The 14,606-nt window shown below is 72.2% G+C and carries 15 protein-coding genes; 6 read left to right on the forward strand and 9 right to left on the reverse strand.

Annotation, left to right across the window (positions count from 1 at the left end):
- Window positions 1–7: 7 nt before the first annotated feature.
- Window positions 8–367 (reverse strand): NADH-quinone oxidoreductase subunit A, encoded by a 360-nt coding sequence (locus ACZ6I1_RS26165; protein WP_008738438.1) that lies wholly within the window; start codon window positions 365–367, stop codon window positions 8–10.
- A gap of 755 nt (window positions 368–1,122) precedes the next feature.
- Between ACZ6I1_RS26165 and ACZ6I1_RS26170 the strand changes: the two genes are divergently transcribed.
- Both ACZ6I1_RS26170 and ACZ6I1_RS26175 read left to right on the forward strand, forming a co-directional pair.
- Window positions 1,123–1,953, forward strand: coding sequence for a C40 family peptidase (locus ACZ6I1_RS26170; protein WP_469291070.1), 831 nt, complete (start codon window positions 1,123–1,125; stop codon window positions 1,951–1,953).
- 108 nt (window positions 1,954–2,061) lie between these two features.
- Window positions 2,062–2,388 (forward strand): hypothetical protein, encoded by a 327-nt coding sequence (locus ACZ6I1_RS26175; protein WP_469291072.1) that lies wholly within the window; start codon window positions 2,062–2,064, stop codon window positions 2,386–2,388.
- On the opposite strand, the gene ACZ6I1_RS26180 is transcribed toward ACZ6I1_RS26175, so the two are convergent.
- Window positions 2,354–3,637 carry a geranylgeranyl reductase family protein gene (locus ACZ6I1_RS26180; RefSeq protein ID WP_469291074.1) on the reverse strand — a complete coding sequence of 428 codons (1,284 nt, stop codon included), beginning with the start codon at window positions 3,635–3,637 and terminating at the stop codon, window positions 2,354–2,356. The two genes, ACZ6I1_RS26175 and ACZ6I1_RS26180, sit on opposite strands and share 35 nt — an antisense overlap.
- 98 nt (window positions 3,638–3,735) lie before the next feature.
- Between ACZ6I1_RS26180 and ACZ6I1_RS26185 the strand changes: the two genes are divergently transcribed.
- On the forward strand, window positions 3,736–4,266 hold the full coding sequence (locus tag ACZ6I1_RS26185) for a GNAT family N-acetyltransferase (RefSeq protein ID WP_469291076.1): 531 nt from the start codon (window positions 3,736–3,738) through the stop codon (window positions 4,264–4,266).
- A gap of 66 nt (window positions 4,267–4,332) precedes the next feature.
- On the opposite strand, the gene ACZ6I1_RS26190 is transcribed toward ACZ6I1_RS26185, so the two are convergent.
- Complete coding sequence (locus tag ACZ6I1_RS26190; RefSeq protein ID WP_469291078.1) at window positions 4,333–5,244, reverse strand: glutaminase; 912 nt, start codon at window positions 5,242–5,244, stop codon at window positions 4,333–4,335.
- Between the two features lie 6 nt (window positions 5,245–5,250).
- Window positions 5,251–5,943 carry a demethylmenaquinone methyltransferase gene (locus ACZ6I1_RS26195; RefSeq protein WP_469291079.1) on the reverse strand — a complete coding sequence of 231 codons (693 nt, stop codon included), beginning with the start codon at window positions 5,941–5,943 and terminating at the stop codon, window positions 5,251–5,253.
- 243 nt (window positions 5,944–6,186) lie between these two features.
- Between ACZ6I1_RS26195 and ACZ6I1_RS26200 the strand changes: the two genes are divergently transcribed.
- Window positions 6,187–7,107, forward strand: coding sequence for a DUF3152 domain-containing protein (locus ACZ6I1_RS26200; RefSeq protein ID WP_469291080.1), 921 nt, complete (start codon window positions 6,187–6,189; stop codon window positions 7,105–7,107).
- 54 nt (window positions 7,108–7,161) lie between these two features.
- Window positions 7,162–7,479 (forward strand): response regulator transcription factor, encoded by a 318-nt coding sequence (locus ACZ6I1_RS26205; protein ID WP_469291082.1) that lies wholly within the window; start codon window positions 7,162–7,164, stop codon window positions 7,477–7,479.
- On the opposite strand, the gene ACZ6I1_RS26210 is transcribed toward ACZ6I1_RS26205, so the two are convergent.
- The 4 genes from ACZ6I1_RS26210 to ACZ6I1_RS26225 form a co-directional block, all read right to left on the reverse strand.
- Window positions 7,445–8,089: an imidazolonepropionase-like domain-containing protein gene (locus ACZ6I1_RS26210; RefSeq protein WP_469291083.1), complete on the reverse strand. Its 645-nt coding sequence runs from the start codon at window positions 8,087–8,089 to the stop codon at window positions 7,445–7,447. The two genes, ACZ6I1_RS26205 and ACZ6I1_RS26210, sit on opposite strands and share 35 nt — an antisense overlap.
- Complete coding sequence (gene mqnC, locus ACZ6I1_RS26215) at window positions 8,089–9,288, reverse strand: cyclic dehypoxanthinyl futalosine synthase (protein WP_469291085.1); 1,200 nt, start codon at window positions 9,286–9,288, stop codon at window positions 8,089–8,091. The genes ACZ6I1_RS26210 and mqnC overlap by 1 nt, the downstream gene beginning before the upstream one ends.
- A gap of 72 nt (window positions 9,289–9,360) precedes the next feature.
- Window positions 9,361–11,133 carry a serine/threonine-protein kinase gene (locus tag ACZ6I1_RS26220; protein ID WP_469291087.1) on the reverse strand — a complete coding sequence of 591 codons (1,773 nt, stop codon included), beginning with the start codon at window positions 11,131–11,133 and terminating at the stop codon, window positions 9,361–9,363.
- Window positions 11,134–11,344: 211 nt separating this feature from the next.
- Window positions 11,345–12,208 (reverse strand): menaquinone biosynthetic enzyme MqnA/MqnD family protein, encoded by an 864-nt coding sequence (locus ACZ6I1_RS26225; RefSeq protein ID WP_469291089.1) that lies wholly within the window; start codon window positions 12,206–12,208, stop codon window positions 11,345–11,347.
- Window positions 12,209–12,445: 237 nt separating this feature from the next.
- On the opposite strand from ACZ6I1_RS26225, the gene ACZ6I1_RS26230 reads away from it, so the two are divergent.
- Window positions 12,446–12,649 carry a cold-shock protein gene (locus ACZ6I1_RS26230; protein WP_030012116.1) on the forward strand — a complete coding sequence of 68 codons (204 nt, stop codon included), beginning with the start codon at window positions 12,446–12,448 and terminating at the stop codon, window positions 12,647–12,649.
- 173 nt (window positions 12,650–12,822) lie between these two features.
- Here the strand turns inward: ACZ6I1_RS26230 and ACZ6I1_RS26235 are convergent, their stop codons facing one another.
- Window positions 12,823–14,517: a lytic transglycosylase domain-containing protein gene (locus tag ACZ6I1_RS26235; protein WP_469291090.1), complete on the reverse strand. Its 1,695-nt coding sequence runs from the start codon at window positions 14,515–14,517 to the stop codon at window positions 12,823–12,825.
- Window positions 14,518–14,606 lie beyond the last annotated feature (89 nt).

The raw sequence follows: 14,606 nt of genomic DNA on the forward strand, positions 1-14,606 counted from the left end.
CAGCCCCTCAGTCCCATTCCAGGCCGCCGCGGCGCCACACGTAGGCGTAGGCCACGAAGACGGTGAGCACGAAGAGCAGCATCTCGACGAGCCCGAAGATCCCCAGGGAGTCGAAGGTGACGGCCCAGGGGTAGAGGAAGACAACCTCGATGTCGAAGACGATGAAGAGCATCGCCGTCAGGTAGTACTTGATGGGGAAACGGCCGCCGCCGGCCGGCACCGGAGTCGGCTCGATGCCGCACTCGTACGCCTCGAGCTTCGCCCGGTTGTACCGTTTTGGGCCGATCAGCGTGGCCATGACCACGGAGAAGATCGCAAACCCTGCGCCGAGGGCGCCGAGCACGAGGATGGGCGCGTACGCATTCACGCTCCTCGCTCCTTCCAGTCGTCCTTGACCGTTGGACCGCTGCCGGCGCCGAGTGCCCCGCCTCGCTCGCATGTGAGGCAGTTCACAAGCCGGACTGGTGCGCATCTTATGCCCGCTCGTCTGTGATCTGCGACACGGGTTGCAACACCGAGTTTGTGATCTCCACCACCTGACGAACGATCATGAACTCCGATGAGTGGTGATCTTCGTACGCGAAGCATCCACATGATCACCAAAGGTGACATCCGGGCCGGTTACCGCAGGTGGAAGCGCTGTCGCACTATCAAATGATGGTCTGTGCAGGCAAATTGGCGCTGCATCCGCCGCAGTGATAAGGGAACCGGCGTCGCCCGGCCGGGGGAGCCCGCGTGTACGGAGGTGGACACGGGGCATACGCGGGTCCCGGGACCCCTCCGGCGCGTGCATCCGTTCACGAACCCGGGCGGGGAGTTCACGGCGAGGTCACGGGAGGCCCACAGTGTCCGCACAGTGTGATGCTCCTGTGACCTGCGCCACTCCCGTTTCGTGACGCGGAAAGAGGGCTTGGCCATCTGTGCGGAGGGATGGTAGGCCGCGGATCAAACCGGACTAATTGCGGAAACCCCATGATCACAGCCTTGTGAAAGGGTGTCCGTTCTGCCCGTTACGGCGTCAATAAGAAGCGCGGCGCGCCCGGTTAGCGCCTTTCGCGCGCAACTGTGGCGCAAGCCACGTTTCTTGAAGGGACCCCGCGCGCCCTGATAGCGGTTGTCCTCATGTCCATCACCGCTCACATACCCAGCCACCGGAAGCCCCGCCGCAGCGCCTCGAAGCTCGCGGTCCGCGCCGGAGTTGCCGGTGGCGTCCTCAGCACCCTCGCCATGGCCGGCACCGCGAGCGCGTCCCCCGCCGAGCCCGTGGCCGAGACGACGCTCGAAATGCCGGTCCTGAACCTGGACCTGGCCGCCGAGGTCTCCTCCGCCGTCGCCGCAGCCGCCGAGAACACCCGCGCGGCCGCCGTCGAGGGTGAGCTGACCGCCCAGGAGGAGAGCGCCCGTACCGGCGCCGCCGCCGAGGCGAAGCAGGCCAAGGAAGCGGCCCAGAAGAAGGCCGACGAAGAGGCAGCGGCCAAGAAGGCCAAGGAAGAGGCGGACCGCAAGGCCGAGGCCGAGCGTGCCAACCGCAGCACCTCCCGCACCACCCTGTCGGCCAAGTCGACGCCCAGCGACGGCTCCGTGGCCGCCCCGGCGACCGGCTCCGCCGCCGCCATCGTGAACTTCGCCCGCGCGCAGGTCGGCAAGGCGTACGTCATGGGCGGCACCGGCCCGTCCTCGTTCGACTGCTCCGGCCTCGTCCAGGCCGCCTACCGCCAGGCCGGCATCTCCCTGCCGCGCATGTCCCAGGCGCAGTCCTCGGCCGGCACCTCGGTGTCGCTCAGCGCCCTGCAGCCGGGCGACATCCTGTACTGGGGCTCCAAGGGCAGCGCGTACCACGTCGCCCTCTACGTCGGCGGCGGCAAGTTCGTCGGCGCGCAGAACCCCAGCACGGGCATCGTCGAGCGCAGCCTGAGCTACGACAAGCCGACGGGCGCCGTCCGCGTCCTCTGAGACGCCCGAGACGCTCCACGAGGCCGCAAGGGCCGGTACTCCCCCGCTCGGGGGTGGAGTACCGGCCCTTCGTGCTGCCCTCGACCGGGGCCCTGCGAAGATGGCGGCGTGAACCTGAAGCCGTACGAGAACCACGGCACCGGCGACCCCACCGCCCTCCGGGCCGCGCTCGGTCTCGGCCTCCTCGCCGGAGGCGGCTGGCTGCTGGCCACCGCCCGCCCCTGGCACAAGCCCGGCCACCCGCTCACCCTGGCCCTGGGCTGGACCGCCTCGGGCGCGATGCTGCTGTGCGGGCTGGTCCTGCTGGCCAGGTGCGTGCGCACCGTGCACGCGGAGGCGCAGGCGCAGGCGCAGGCGGACCGCCCCGGGGACACCCCGCCCGGCCCGCCGGACACCGGCCTCAGGCCTTCGGGGCCACCTTCGACAGACCGTTGATGATGCGGTCCATCGCGTCGCCGCCCGTCGGGTCGGTGAGGTTGGCGAGCATCTTCAGCGTGAACTTCATCAGCACCGGGTGCGTCAGGCCGCGCTGCGTGGCGACCTTCATGACCTTCGGGTTGCCGATCAGCTTCACGAACGCGCGGCCCAGCGTGTAGTAGCCGCCGTACGTCTCCTTCAGCACCTTCGGGTAGTTGTGCAGCGCCAGTTCGCGCTGGGCCGGGGTGGACCGGGCGTGGGCCTGCACGATGACGTCGGCCGCGATCTGGCCGGACTCCATGGCGTAGGCGATGCCCTCGCCGTTGAACGGGTTGACGAGGCCGCCCGCGTCACCGACCAGCAGCAGGCCCTTGGTGTAGTGCGGCTGCCGGTTGAAGGCCATCGGCAGGGCCGCGCCGCGGATCGGCTGCGTCATGTTCTCCGGGGTGTAGCCCCAGTCCTCCGGCATGGACGCGCACCAGGCCTTGAGGACCTCGCGCCAGTCCAGCTCCTTGAAGGCGGAGGAGGAGTTGAGGATGCCGAGGCCGACGTTGGACGTGCCGTCGCCCATGCCGAAGATCCAGCCGTAGCCGGGCAGCAGGCGGTCCTGCGGGCCGCGCCGGTCCCACAGTTCCAGCCACGACTCCAGGTAGTCGTCGTCGTGCCGGGGCGAGGTGAAGTACGTGCGCACGGCGACGCCCATGGGGCGGTCCTCGCGCCGGTGCAGGCCCATCGAGAGGGAGAGGCGCGAGGAGTTGCCGTCGGCGGCGACGACCAGCGGGGCGCGGAAGGTGACCGGGGTCTTCTCCTCGCCCAGCTTGGCCTGCACCCCGGTGATGTGCCCGGTGCGGGGGTCGCGGACCGGCTCGCCGACGTTGCAGCGCTCGTACAGCCGGGCGCCGGCCTTCTGCGCCTGGCGGGCCAGGGTCTCGTCGAAGTCGTCGCGCTTGCGGACCAGCCCGTAGTCCGGGTAGGAGGCGAGTTCCGGCCAGTCCAGCTGGAGCCGCTGCCCGCCGCCGATGATCCGCAGGCCCTTGTTGCGGAGCCAGCCGGCCTCTTCGGAGACGTCGATGCCCATCGCCACCAGCTGCTTGGTGGCGCGCGGCGTCAGGCCGTCGCCGCACACCTTCTCGCGCGGGAACGCCGTCTTCTCCAGCAGCAGGACGTCCAGTCCGGCCTTGGCGAGGTAGTAGGCGGTGGTCGAGCCCGCGGGCCCGGCCCCGACGACGATCACGTCCGCGGAGTGTTCGGAGAGGGGCTCGGTCACGGCGGGGTCTCCCGAAGGCTCGATAAAGGGTGCCCAACGGCACCGGACATGTGCAGTCTATGCAGCGAGAGAGATCGCGAACCGAAGGGCTGCCTCCTGTGACCACCTCGCCGACCCGGCCGCTCCCCGCCGTACAGCTGCGCGTGCCCACCCATGAGGACGCGCACGCCTGGCACGGGGTGTTCGACGACCCGGACGTCATGGAATTCCTCGGCGGACCGGCCGAGCTCTCCTCGTACGTGGAGTTCACCGCACGCCAGCGCATGCACGACGCGCAGCTCGGCTACTGCCTGTGGACGCTGCTGGACGAGGAGGGCAGCGTGCTCGGCTTCACGGGCGCGCAGCCCTGGCCGCGGGAGAAGGAGTGGGGGCCCGTCGGGGAGATCGAGATCGGCTGGCGGCTGGGACGCGCCGCGTGGGGGCGGGGGTACGCGTACGCGGCCGCGCTGGCGACCTTGGACCGGGTCCGGGAGGCCGGTGTGCCCCGCGTGGTGGCGATGATCGACGATGCCAACGCCCGCTCGATCGCGGTGGCGGAGCGGCTGGGCATGACCCTGGCGGAGCGGTACCTCCTGCCGAGCGGCACCCGCCACGGCCGCCGCTACACACTGGAGCTCGCCCGGCCCTGACCCGCCGCCGTGCGGCGCGCCGCGTCCCCGGCCGGGCGGCCGGCCGGCCGGGCGGGGCGTGCCGCGTCAGAAGACCGACAGGCCCGTCAGCGTCGTGAAACGGTCGAGGGCGGCCACACCCGCGACCGAGTTCCCGTGGGGGTCCAGGCCCGGACTCCAGGCGGCCAGGACGCACTGGCCGGGGACGACCGCCACGATGCCGCCGCCGACCCCGCTCTTGCCGGGCAGCCCGACGCGGTAGGCGAATTCGCCGGCCGCGTCGTACGTCCCGCACGTCAGCATCACCGCGTTGATCTGCTTCGCCTCGCTGCGCGTGAGGAGGCGCGAGCCGTCCGCGCGCAGGCCGTGCCGGGCCAGGAAGAGCCCCGCCCGGGCCAGGTCGGCGCAGCTCATCTCGATCGAGCACTGCCAGAAGTAGTGGTCCAGCAGCGCCGGTACGGGGTTGTCGATGTTGCCGTACGAGGCCATGAAGTGCGCCACGGCCGCATTGCGGTCGCCGTGTTCGTGCTCGGAGGCGGCCACCTCCGCGTCGAAGGCCAGGGCGGGGTTCCCGCTCTCGGTGCGGAGGAAGTCCAGGAGTTCGCTGCTCGCGTCGCCCGTCAGGGTCTGCAGGCGGTCGGTCACCACCAGCGCTCCCGCGTTGATGAACGGATTGCGCGGAATGCCGTTCTCGTACTCCAGCTGCACGAGCGAGTTGAACGGGTTGCCGGACGGCTCCCGTCCGACCCGCTCCCACAGGCCGTCCCCGCCCTCCGCCAGGGCCAGCGCCAGGGCGAAGACCTTGGTGATGGACTGGGCGGAGAAGGGGACCTGCCAGTCCCCGGCCCCGTAGACGTTGCCCTCGAGGTCGGCGAGGGCCATGCCGAACTGCGCCGGTTCCACGGCGGCGAGCGCCGGGATGTACTCGGCGGGGGTGCCGCTGCCCACCAGCGGGGCGACGTCGGCCGCGATCTGCTCCAGCAGTGCCTGGTAGTCCACTGCGCCTTACGCCTTGGAGCCCCGGTGCAGCGCCACGATGCCGCCGCTCAGGTTGCGCCAGGCGACCTTGGACCAGCCGGCCTTCTGCAGCAGGGCGGCCAGCGCGGGCTGGTCGGGCCAGTCGCGGATGGACTCGGCGAGGTACACGTACGCGTCGGGGTTGGAGGAGACGGCCCGGGCCACCGGCGGCAGGGCGCGCATCAGGTACTCGGTGTACACCGTGCGGAAGGGGGCCCAGGTGGGCTGCGAGAACTCGCAGATGACGACCTGGCCGCCGGGCTTGGTGACCCGGTACAGCTCGCGCAGCGCGGCGTCGGTGTCCTGCACGTTGCGCAGGCCGAAGCTGATCGTCACGGTGTCGAAGGAGTCGTCCTTGAACGGCAGGCGCGTCGCGTCGCCCGCCGTCAGCGGCAGCCACGGGTGCTTCTTCTTGCCTTCCCGCAGCATGCCGAGCGAGAAGTCGCAGGGGACGACGTAGGCGCCGGTCGCGGCGAACGGCAGCGAGGAGGTCGCGGTGCCGGCGGCCAGGTCGAGGACGAGGTGCCCGGGGCGGGCGCCGACCGCCTTCGCGACCTCCTTGCGCCACAGCCGCGCCTGGCCGAGCGAGAGCACGTCGTTGGTGAGGTCGTAGTGGGCCGCGACGCCGTCGAACATCGAGGCGACTTCGTGCGGCTGCTTGTCCAGGGAAGCCCTTGTCACTGGTGTTCGCCCCTCGGTGTGCGCTGCGGATCGGCGGGTACGCCCCATCCTCTCAGGCCGGGCCGGCGCGGAAGGACGAGCCCCGGTGCGGTGCGGCGGACAACTGGCCCGAAGGACAGTTCCGCCCGGGCTCCCCGGCGCGTTGACTGGGGGCCGGTGCGGCCCGGTGACGGTCACCCAATGGATCATGGGCCTGACCAGCGGCCGGATCCGTGGCGGCCGCCACGAGCAAAGGGCTTCACGATGCCGGCAGGCCATTCCACCGGTCGCTCACGCCTCAGCCCGCGCGCCCGGCGCCGGGCGGAGCGGCGCAGGCGGCTGCGGCGTACGATCATCCTCGGCTCGGCGGCCCTGGCCGCGGTCTCGGCGACCGCGTACGCGATGGCCCCGGGCGAGGACGGCGGTACGGCGGACGGACGGCCGTCCGCGGCCCGGCCCGACGGGCAGGACGGCGGGCCCGACGAGGGATCGGACGCGGCCGCACAGGGCGGCAGACGCTCCCCCGCCCCGGCGCAGTCCTCCGGCGCCCCCTCCACCCGGCCCTCCGCCCCCGCCGCGGCCACCCCGAGCGCCCCCGCGTCGCCCGCCGCACCGGTCCCGGCCTCCGGCACGGGCGTCTTCAAGGCCTCCGCCGCCTCCGGCGCGGCGCAGGGCAAGGGACCCGTACGCCGCTGGCGGATCGAGGTCGAGGAGGGCAGCGGCGTCGAACCGGACTCCGCCGCCCGCGCCGTCGAGGCGATCCTCGGTGACCCGCGCGGCTGGACCAGGGACCCTGCGTACGGTTTCCAGCTCGCCGGACCGGGCCAGCCGGTGGACTTCACCGTCAAGATCGCGACCCCCACGACCACCGACCGGCTGTGCGAGGTGGTCACCCCCGAGCTCATCGGCGAGACCAACTGCCGGGCGGGCCACACCGTGGTGGTGAACCTCAAGCGCTGGAAGGAGGGGTCACCGCAGTTCAGCGGCCCCGTGGAGGAGTACCGGGCGCTGATCGTCAATCACGAGGTCGGGCACGAGCTCGGCCACGAGCACGAGACCTGCCCGGGCCCCGGCAAGCCCGCGCCCGCGATGATGCAGCAGATCAAGGGACTGCTCGGCTGCACGTCGAATGCCTGGCCGTACGACGCGAACGGAACCTACCTGTCCGGTCCGCACGTCCCTTAAGGGGAGAGCCGGACTGACAGCCGCTTGGCCGGCCGGGGGCTAGGAGTGGAAACCGTGCGCGTCGTCAGCTTCAGCGTTCCCGCCTGGTTCCCCCCGTACGAGGCCTCCCCCGCGGACGCGCGGCCGTCGGCGCAGCTGACGACGCAGCTGACGGACCAGGAATTCGCGGTGTTCCTGTGCCTGGCCACCGGCGCCTCCAACGCGGAGCTCGCCGCCGAGCTGCAACTGTCCGTCAGCACCGTCAAGTTCCACGTGGGCAACATACGGACCAAGCTGGGCGGGATCAGCCGCCTCCAGGCCTGCCTGCTCGCCGCCCTCGCCCGGCAGGACGCCCGGCTCAGCGACGGCGGTGCAGCAGCCGGCCCCCGATGACCGTGGCCACGCAGGTGGTCGCGCCCTGCGCCAGCAGCGCCGCCGGATCCGCGACCGCGAAGACGGCGAAGCGGGCCGGGGCGCCCTGCTCCAGCACCCCGTGGAAGGCTTCCTCGGCGGCGCCCCGGCCGGCGAAGGGGTCCAGGGCGGGTGTGCCCTCGTACGGGGCGGGCGGCAGGATCGTGAGCCCCGAGCGGGCCACCGCCGTGCGCACGGCCGGGATCGCGAAGCGGCCGGTGACCGCCACCACCCCGCGCGCCAGGAGCTTCTGCGTGCCGCGCCGTGCGCTGTTGCCCCACCGCGCCTCGGTCAGCTTCAGCGCCTCGAGCGCGTCCTGCCCGCTGATCGGGTCGGTGCCGAGCTCGGCCGTCTCGTACGGATCGTCGGGGTGGTACGTCCGCTCCAGGAGCGCGTCCGCGCCGCGCAGGAGCAGCCCCGGGGTGAGCACCCCGGGCCAGCGCCGGGCCCGCGCGTGCGGAGAGGCCGCGGCGAGGGCCTCGTACGGTCCCACGTCGGCGATCCGGTCGCCCTCGACGAGGACCGCGCCGCCGGGCAGCGGCGCGGATCCGGCGGCGGGGACGAGGAGTTCGGCGGTGTGGAGCGTCAGCATCAGTTCGTGGAGATGAGCTTCAGCTCGGGGTGCGCGGTGCCGCCCTCGATGGCGGTGGAGGAGATGTGCGAGACCACCCGGTCGTCGACGGGGTCGTTCGCCGGGTCGTCGTGCACCAGGAGGTGCTCGTACGTCGTCGCGCGCTGCGCCGGGGTGCGGCCCGCCTTGCGGATCAGGTCGATGATCTCCTGGCGGTTGGAGCGGTGCTTGGCGCCGGCCGAGGAGACGACGTTCTCCTCGAGCATGATCGAGCCGAGGTCGTCCGCGCCGTAGTGCAGCGAGAGCTGGCCCGCTTCCTTGCCGACGGTGAGCCAGGAGCCCTGGATGTGGGCGATGTTGTCGAGGAACAGGCGCGCGATGGCGATCATCCGCAGGTACTCGAAGATCGTCGCCTGGGTGCGGCCCTTGAGGTGGTTGTTCTCGGGCTGGTAGGTGTACGGGATGAAGGCGCGGAAGCCGCCCGTACGGTCCTGCGTGTCACGGATCATCGCGATGTGCTCGATGCGCTCGGCGTTGGTCTCGCCGGTGCCCATCAGCATGGTGGAGGTGGACTCCACGCCCAGCCGGTGCGCGATCTCCATGATCTCCAGCCAGCGTTCGCCGGACTCCTTGAGCGGCGCGATCGCCTTGCGCGGGCGCTCCGGCAGCAGTTCGGCGCCGGCGCCGGCGAAGGAGTCGAGACCGGCGGCGTGGATCCGCTGGATGGCCTCCTCCGCCGAGACGCCCGAGATGCGGGCCATGTGCTCGACCTCGGACGCGCCGAGGGAGTGGATGACCAGCTGCGGGTAGGCCTTCTTGATGGCGGAGAAGTGGTGCTCGTAGTACTCGACGCCGTAGTCCGGGTGGTGCCCGCCCTGGAACATGATCTGGGTGCCGCCGAGCTCCACGGTCTCCGCGCAGCGGCGCAGGATGTCGTCGAGGTCGCGGGACCAGCCCTTCTTCGTGTCCTTGGGGGCCGCGTAGAAGGCGCAGAACTTGCACGCCGTGACGCACACGTTCGTGTAGTTGATGTTCCGCTCGATGATGTACGTGGCGATGTGCTCGGTGCCCGCGTAGCGGCGGCGGCGCACCGCGTCGGCGGCCTGGCCGAGCGCGTGCAGCGGCGCGTACCGGTAGAGGTCGAGCGCCTCTTCCCTGGTGATCCGGCCCCCTGCGGCGGCGCGGTCGAGGACAGACTGGAGAGCGGCCTGGTCGGTCACCGGTGCGTCACCTTTCGGCGGTGTGTCAAGGTCCGGACCGATCCAGCCTACGCCAGGGCTCCCGGCTCCCCGTCACGGGCTGCGGGTCAGGTCGCCCTCCGGGTTTCCGGCCGGGACGTCCCCCGACGTGTAGTGCAGGGTGCCGTTGGAGTTGAGCGTGAACCGCTCGTCGGCGGAGCCGTTGGAGCAGATCCCGGGTGCCGGGTTGGGGCCGCCCGAGGTGTCCAGGACGAGGGAGCGGTCGGTGGCGGAGGCGAGCTTCCAGTCGCCGCTGCAGTCGGTGCCGAGGATCGCCAGGACCGACTTGTCCCGGGCGACGACCTCGCCGACCTTGCCGGCCTTGATGGTGATCTCGAACTCGCTGGGGACGCCCATGCGGGCGGTGGTGACGGTGCCCTTCCAGGTGCCGATGAATTCCTTGGGGACGTCCTGGCGGGTGCCCTTGGGCGCCTCGGTCCCCTTGGGCGCCTCGGTCCCCGGGGACGGGCTCCCGCCGGCGGCCGGAGCCGAAGCGGAGGGCGGCGCGGAGCTGCGCGGGCCCTCGCCGGCCGCCGTGTCCCGGCCCTTGTCGCCCTGCCCGGGCAGCAGGCCCATCCCGTACAGCCCGCCGGACACCAGCGCGAGTACGGCCGCGGCGGCGAGCACGAGCGTGCAGCTGAGGCGGCGGCCGGCCGCGCTGACGGCGACCTGCCGCCCGCCGGGCGCGGTACGGGGTCCGGGCACACCCCCGCCTCCCGTTCCGGCGGGCGAACCGTAGGGGCCGTACGGGCCTCCGGCGGGGGCGGGCCCGCCGCCCGCCGTCTCGGTCGGGCTCCCGTACACGCCGTACGGGCCCTGGCTCGCGAACGAGGGGTCGGGCGATCCGAAGCCGGCGCCCGCCGGGCCGCCGTGGGAGGCGGCGGTGAACGGGACCGGACCCGACGGCTGTTCCGGAGCCGGAGCGGCACCGCCCGCGGTGTCCGCGTCCAGGTCGAGCAGGGCGACCGCGGCCCGGCTGGCCTCCTCGACCAGGGGCGCGGGCAGCCAGCCCGGGGTGGTCAGGGCGCCGTCCAGGGCCGCCGCGACCGCCTGCGGCGCGGGCCGGTCGGCGGCCGTCTTGGCCAGGCAGGCCTCGATCAGCTCGCGCAGCGGCCCCGCCGGGACCGCGCCGAGCTCCGGAGGCTCGTGGACGACCTTGTAGAGGAGGGTCGCGGAGTTGTCGCCGGTGAAGGGCGGCCGGCCGGTCGCCGCGAAGGCCAGGACCGCGCCCAGCGAGAACACGTCGGAGGCGCCGGTGACGCCCTTGCCGAGGATCTGCTCGGGCGACATGTAGCCCGGCGAGCCGACGGAGACCCCGGTGGAGGTGAGCGAGGCGGTGCCGTCCGTGGCCCGCGCGATCCCGAAGTCGATCAGCCGGGGCCCGTCGAGGGTCAGCATCACGTTGGACGGCTTCACGTCCCGGTGTACGAGCCCCAGCCCGTGCACGGCCACCAGGGCGCGGGCGAGCCCCGCGCCGACGGCCCGTACCGAGGCCTCGGGCAGCGGCCCGTGCGCGGCCAGCGCCCGGTCCAGGGAGGGGCCCGCCACGTAGCCGGTGGCCACCCACGGCACCGGGGCGTCCGGATCCGCGTCGAGCACGGGCGCGGTCCACTCGCCGCCCACCCGCCGGGCGGCCTCGACCTCGCGGCGGAACCGGGCCCGGAACTCCTCGTCGGCGGCGAAGTGCGGGTGCACGATCTTGACGGCCACGGTCCTGCCGCCCGCGCTGCGCCCCAGGTAGACCCGGCCCATGCCGCCCGCGCCGAGCCGGCCCAGCAGCCGGTACGCGCCGATGGTCCGCGGCTCACCGGTCTCCAGCGGCTGCATCGTGTCCCCCCATCCCCCGGTTCCGGGGCCCTCGTGTCGCCCGGACAGGCAGCACACTAAGGGGCTCGGGGGGCGCGCCGCCGGAACGGGCCGCCTTTCCCTCCCCGGCGGGTGACGGGAATGAAAAGCGGAACCGAATTCACCGGAAACGGCATATCCGTCATGACCGGCCCGCAAACGCGATCAGTGGTGTTCCCGATCAGTATCCCGATCAGTGTTCCGGAACGGCCGCCGTCAAGAGCTCCAGGGCCACGTCCGCGGGATACCCCGTCGTCGGTCCCGTGCGCCGGGCGAATTCCCGTACGCCGGCGATCTGTTCCGGTCCGAAGCGGAAGTCGAGCGTGGTGAAGTACCGCTCCAGCAGCTCCGCGTCGAAGGCCTCCCAGCGGGCCGCCTGCTCGGCGACCTTGGCGACCTCTTCCAGGGACACGTCGCGCGAGGCGAGGAAGGCCTCGTGCACCTTCTGCACGACGACGGGCTCGCGGGCCAGGTAGTCCTTGCGGGCGGCCCAGACGGCGAAGACGAACGGCAGCCCGGTCCACTCCTTCCACATCTGCCCCAGGTCGTAGACGGTCAGGCCGAGCCGGGGGGCGTCGTGGAGCGAGGCGCGCAGCGCGGCGTCGCCGATCAGCACGGCCGCGTCGGCCTCCTGCATCATCACCCCCAGGTCGGGCGGGCAGGTGTAGTAGTCCGGCCGGACCCCGTACTGCTCGGAAAGCAGCAGCTGGGCGAGGCGTACGGACGTGCGGGAGGTCGAGCCGAGGGCGACGCGGGCTCCGTCGAGCCGCTCCAGCGGGACCTGCGAAACGATCACGCAGGACATCACGGGGCCGTCGCAGCCGACCGCCAGGTCGGGGAAGGCGACGAGCTCGCCGGCGTTGCGGAGGAACTCCACGAGGGTGATCGGGGCGATGTCGAGCTCGCCCGCGACCAGGCGCTCACTGAGCTTTTCGGGGGTGTCCTTGGTCAGCTCCAGGTCCAGCAGCGTGCCGGTTCTGGCCAGCCCCCAGTAGAGGGGCAGGCAGTTCAGGAACTGGATGTGGCCGACGCGGGGCCGGCTGCGGTAGACGTCCACATCGCGAGACTAGCCCCCGGGTCCACGTCAGCCTTGCCGCGGGTCTCAAACGTCCGAGTGACGTGATCTTTCCCTCTGGTCTCCGCCACGGGGTGCGTGCTAGGCTCGACGCAAGTTGCAGTTTGGTTTCCCTTGCAGTACGAGGCCTGCGGAGAATGTGACCCGCAGGCTTTTGTAGTTTTCAGACTTCTTAGCAGGTTCTGGAGCAGGGCGACCCTTTGGCCCATAGGAGGGCTCATGGCTACCGGAACCGTGAAGTGGTTCAACGCTGAAAAGGGCTTCGGCTTCATCGCCCAGGACGGCGGCGGCCCGGATGTCTTCGTCCACTACTCCGCGATCAACGCCTCTGGCTTCCGCTCCCTCGAGGAGAACCAGACGGTGAACTTCGACGTCACGCAGGGTCCGAAGGGCCCGCAGGCGGAGAACGTCACCCCGGCCTAATCGCCTGGGCCAACCTTAATCGCGGTTGGAAAAGCAGTACCCAAGGAGCCCTGTCCCCTCTGCGCGAGCAGAGCGGCGGGGCTCCTGCCTTTCCCCCTCCCGAGGGGGCGGGGAAAGGCCTGGGGCCCGCACCGTGTGCACGGTGCGGGCCCCAGGGTCGTTCCGGGCGGGCCTTACGGCGTCGGCGTCGGGGCCGGGGCCGGGGTCGCCGGGGCGGTGATCTTGACGTCCAGGAGGAGGGTGACCTTCTGGGGGGTGGTCAGGCGCAGGGTGTACGTGCCTGGGGCCAGGTCCGCGTCGGTGAAGAGCTCCGGCAGGACGATCTTGCCGTCGGCGCCGGACTTCAGCAGCGGGAGCCTGAAGACCTTCTTGCCGGCCTCGTCCTTGAAGTACGGGCTCTTCGCGGTCGCCGGGTCCACCGGGACCCATGCGCCGTCCGCGTCCTTGACCACGAGCTCGGCGAAGACCTCCGTGCCCGCGACGGCCTTGCCGTCGGCCGTGGCGAGGACCGTGATGTCCTTGATGCCCTGACCGGCGACGGCCTCCAGCGGCTGCGAGCCGGCGGGGCGGGCCAGCGCGTCGGCCACCGGCTTCGCCGTGACCGTGCCGGTGAAGGCCGCCGTGAGCCTGCCGGCCGTGTCGGTGGCCGAGACCCGCAGGGTGAAGGTGCCCGCCGCGGGACCCGCCGTGAGGCCGGGCGCGGCCGCGATGCCCTCGGCGTCGGCCACGACCACGAGCGAGTCGGCCGGGGCCTTCGGGAAGCGGGTGCCGCCGGTGGTGTCGGCCTCGACGGCGAAGACGACCTGCTGGCCGGCGGCGGGCTTGCCGTCGCTGCGGACCACCTTGACCCGCGGGACCTCGGCGAACGCCGCTCCGGCCTCGGCCGTGAGGCCGGGGCCGCCGAGGACCGTCAGCTCCGACAGGCGCGGGGCCGGGGTCGGCGTCGGCGTGGGCGTCGGGGTGGGGGTCGGGGTGGGGGTCGGGGTGGGGGTCGGGGTCGGGGTCGGCTTGGGCGTGGTGGCCGGCGCCGGGGTGGGCTTGGCCGCCGGCTGCGGGGTGGGCAGGGTGCTGCCCGGCGTCTCGATCGGGTAGTTCCCGGCGGGCGGGTTCGCGACCTCGCCGACACCGGCCTGGTACTGCCGCATGAAGCCGAGCACCGTGTTCACGTACTCGCGCGAGTTGTTGTAGCTGAGGACCGCCGCGTCGAGCTTGGCCTCGACCGACAGGTCCCGGTCGCCCGCGCACAGGTACAGGCCCGCGCCCAGCGCCGCGTCGTAGATGTTGTTCGGGTCCCGCTTGGTGTCGCCGTTGCCGTCGGCGCCCCAGGTGGCCCAGGTGGAGGGGATGAACTGCATCGGGCCGACGGCACGGTCGTACTCCGTGTCCGCGTCCCACTCGCCCTTGTCGGTGTCGCGGATCTCCGCGAAGCCGTTGCCGTCGAGGCGGGGGCCGCGGATCGGCTTCTCGGTGTAGCCGTCGGCCTTGAGCCCGTAGCCCGAGGCGTGCACGGACTCGACCCGGCCGATGCCGGCGAGCAGCTGCCAGGGCAGTTTGCAGCCGGGGAGCGCGGCGGCGACGGACACTTCGGCCCGCCGGTAGGCGTCGAGGGCGGTCGCGGGTATCCCGCTGGCCCCCTCGGGCGCAGTGCCTCCGGGAGCGGGCTGCGGGTCGGCGACGATGTCGGGAAGGTCCAGCCGCGCGTCACCGCGGTCGGTGGCCTGCGGGCTGTCGGGAGTCGGCTCGGACTCCCCCGCGTCGGCGGTCGACGGGTTGGTCACGACCGCGGCGGTGGTCAGGCTGGCCGCGAGTGCGGCGGTGCACAGGACCTTGCGCGAGGTGTTGACGAGGTGACGGTGAAGCGGCTTCACAGTGCGGCGATCCCCCCAGGAGCCGTCATAAGGAGTACGGCCGATCGGGCCGTGAATATCCACTGTCTATCAGGTCTTCGCAGGAGACT

The sequence above is a fragment of the Streptomyces sp. NPDC046303 genome, assembly GCF_055588085.1.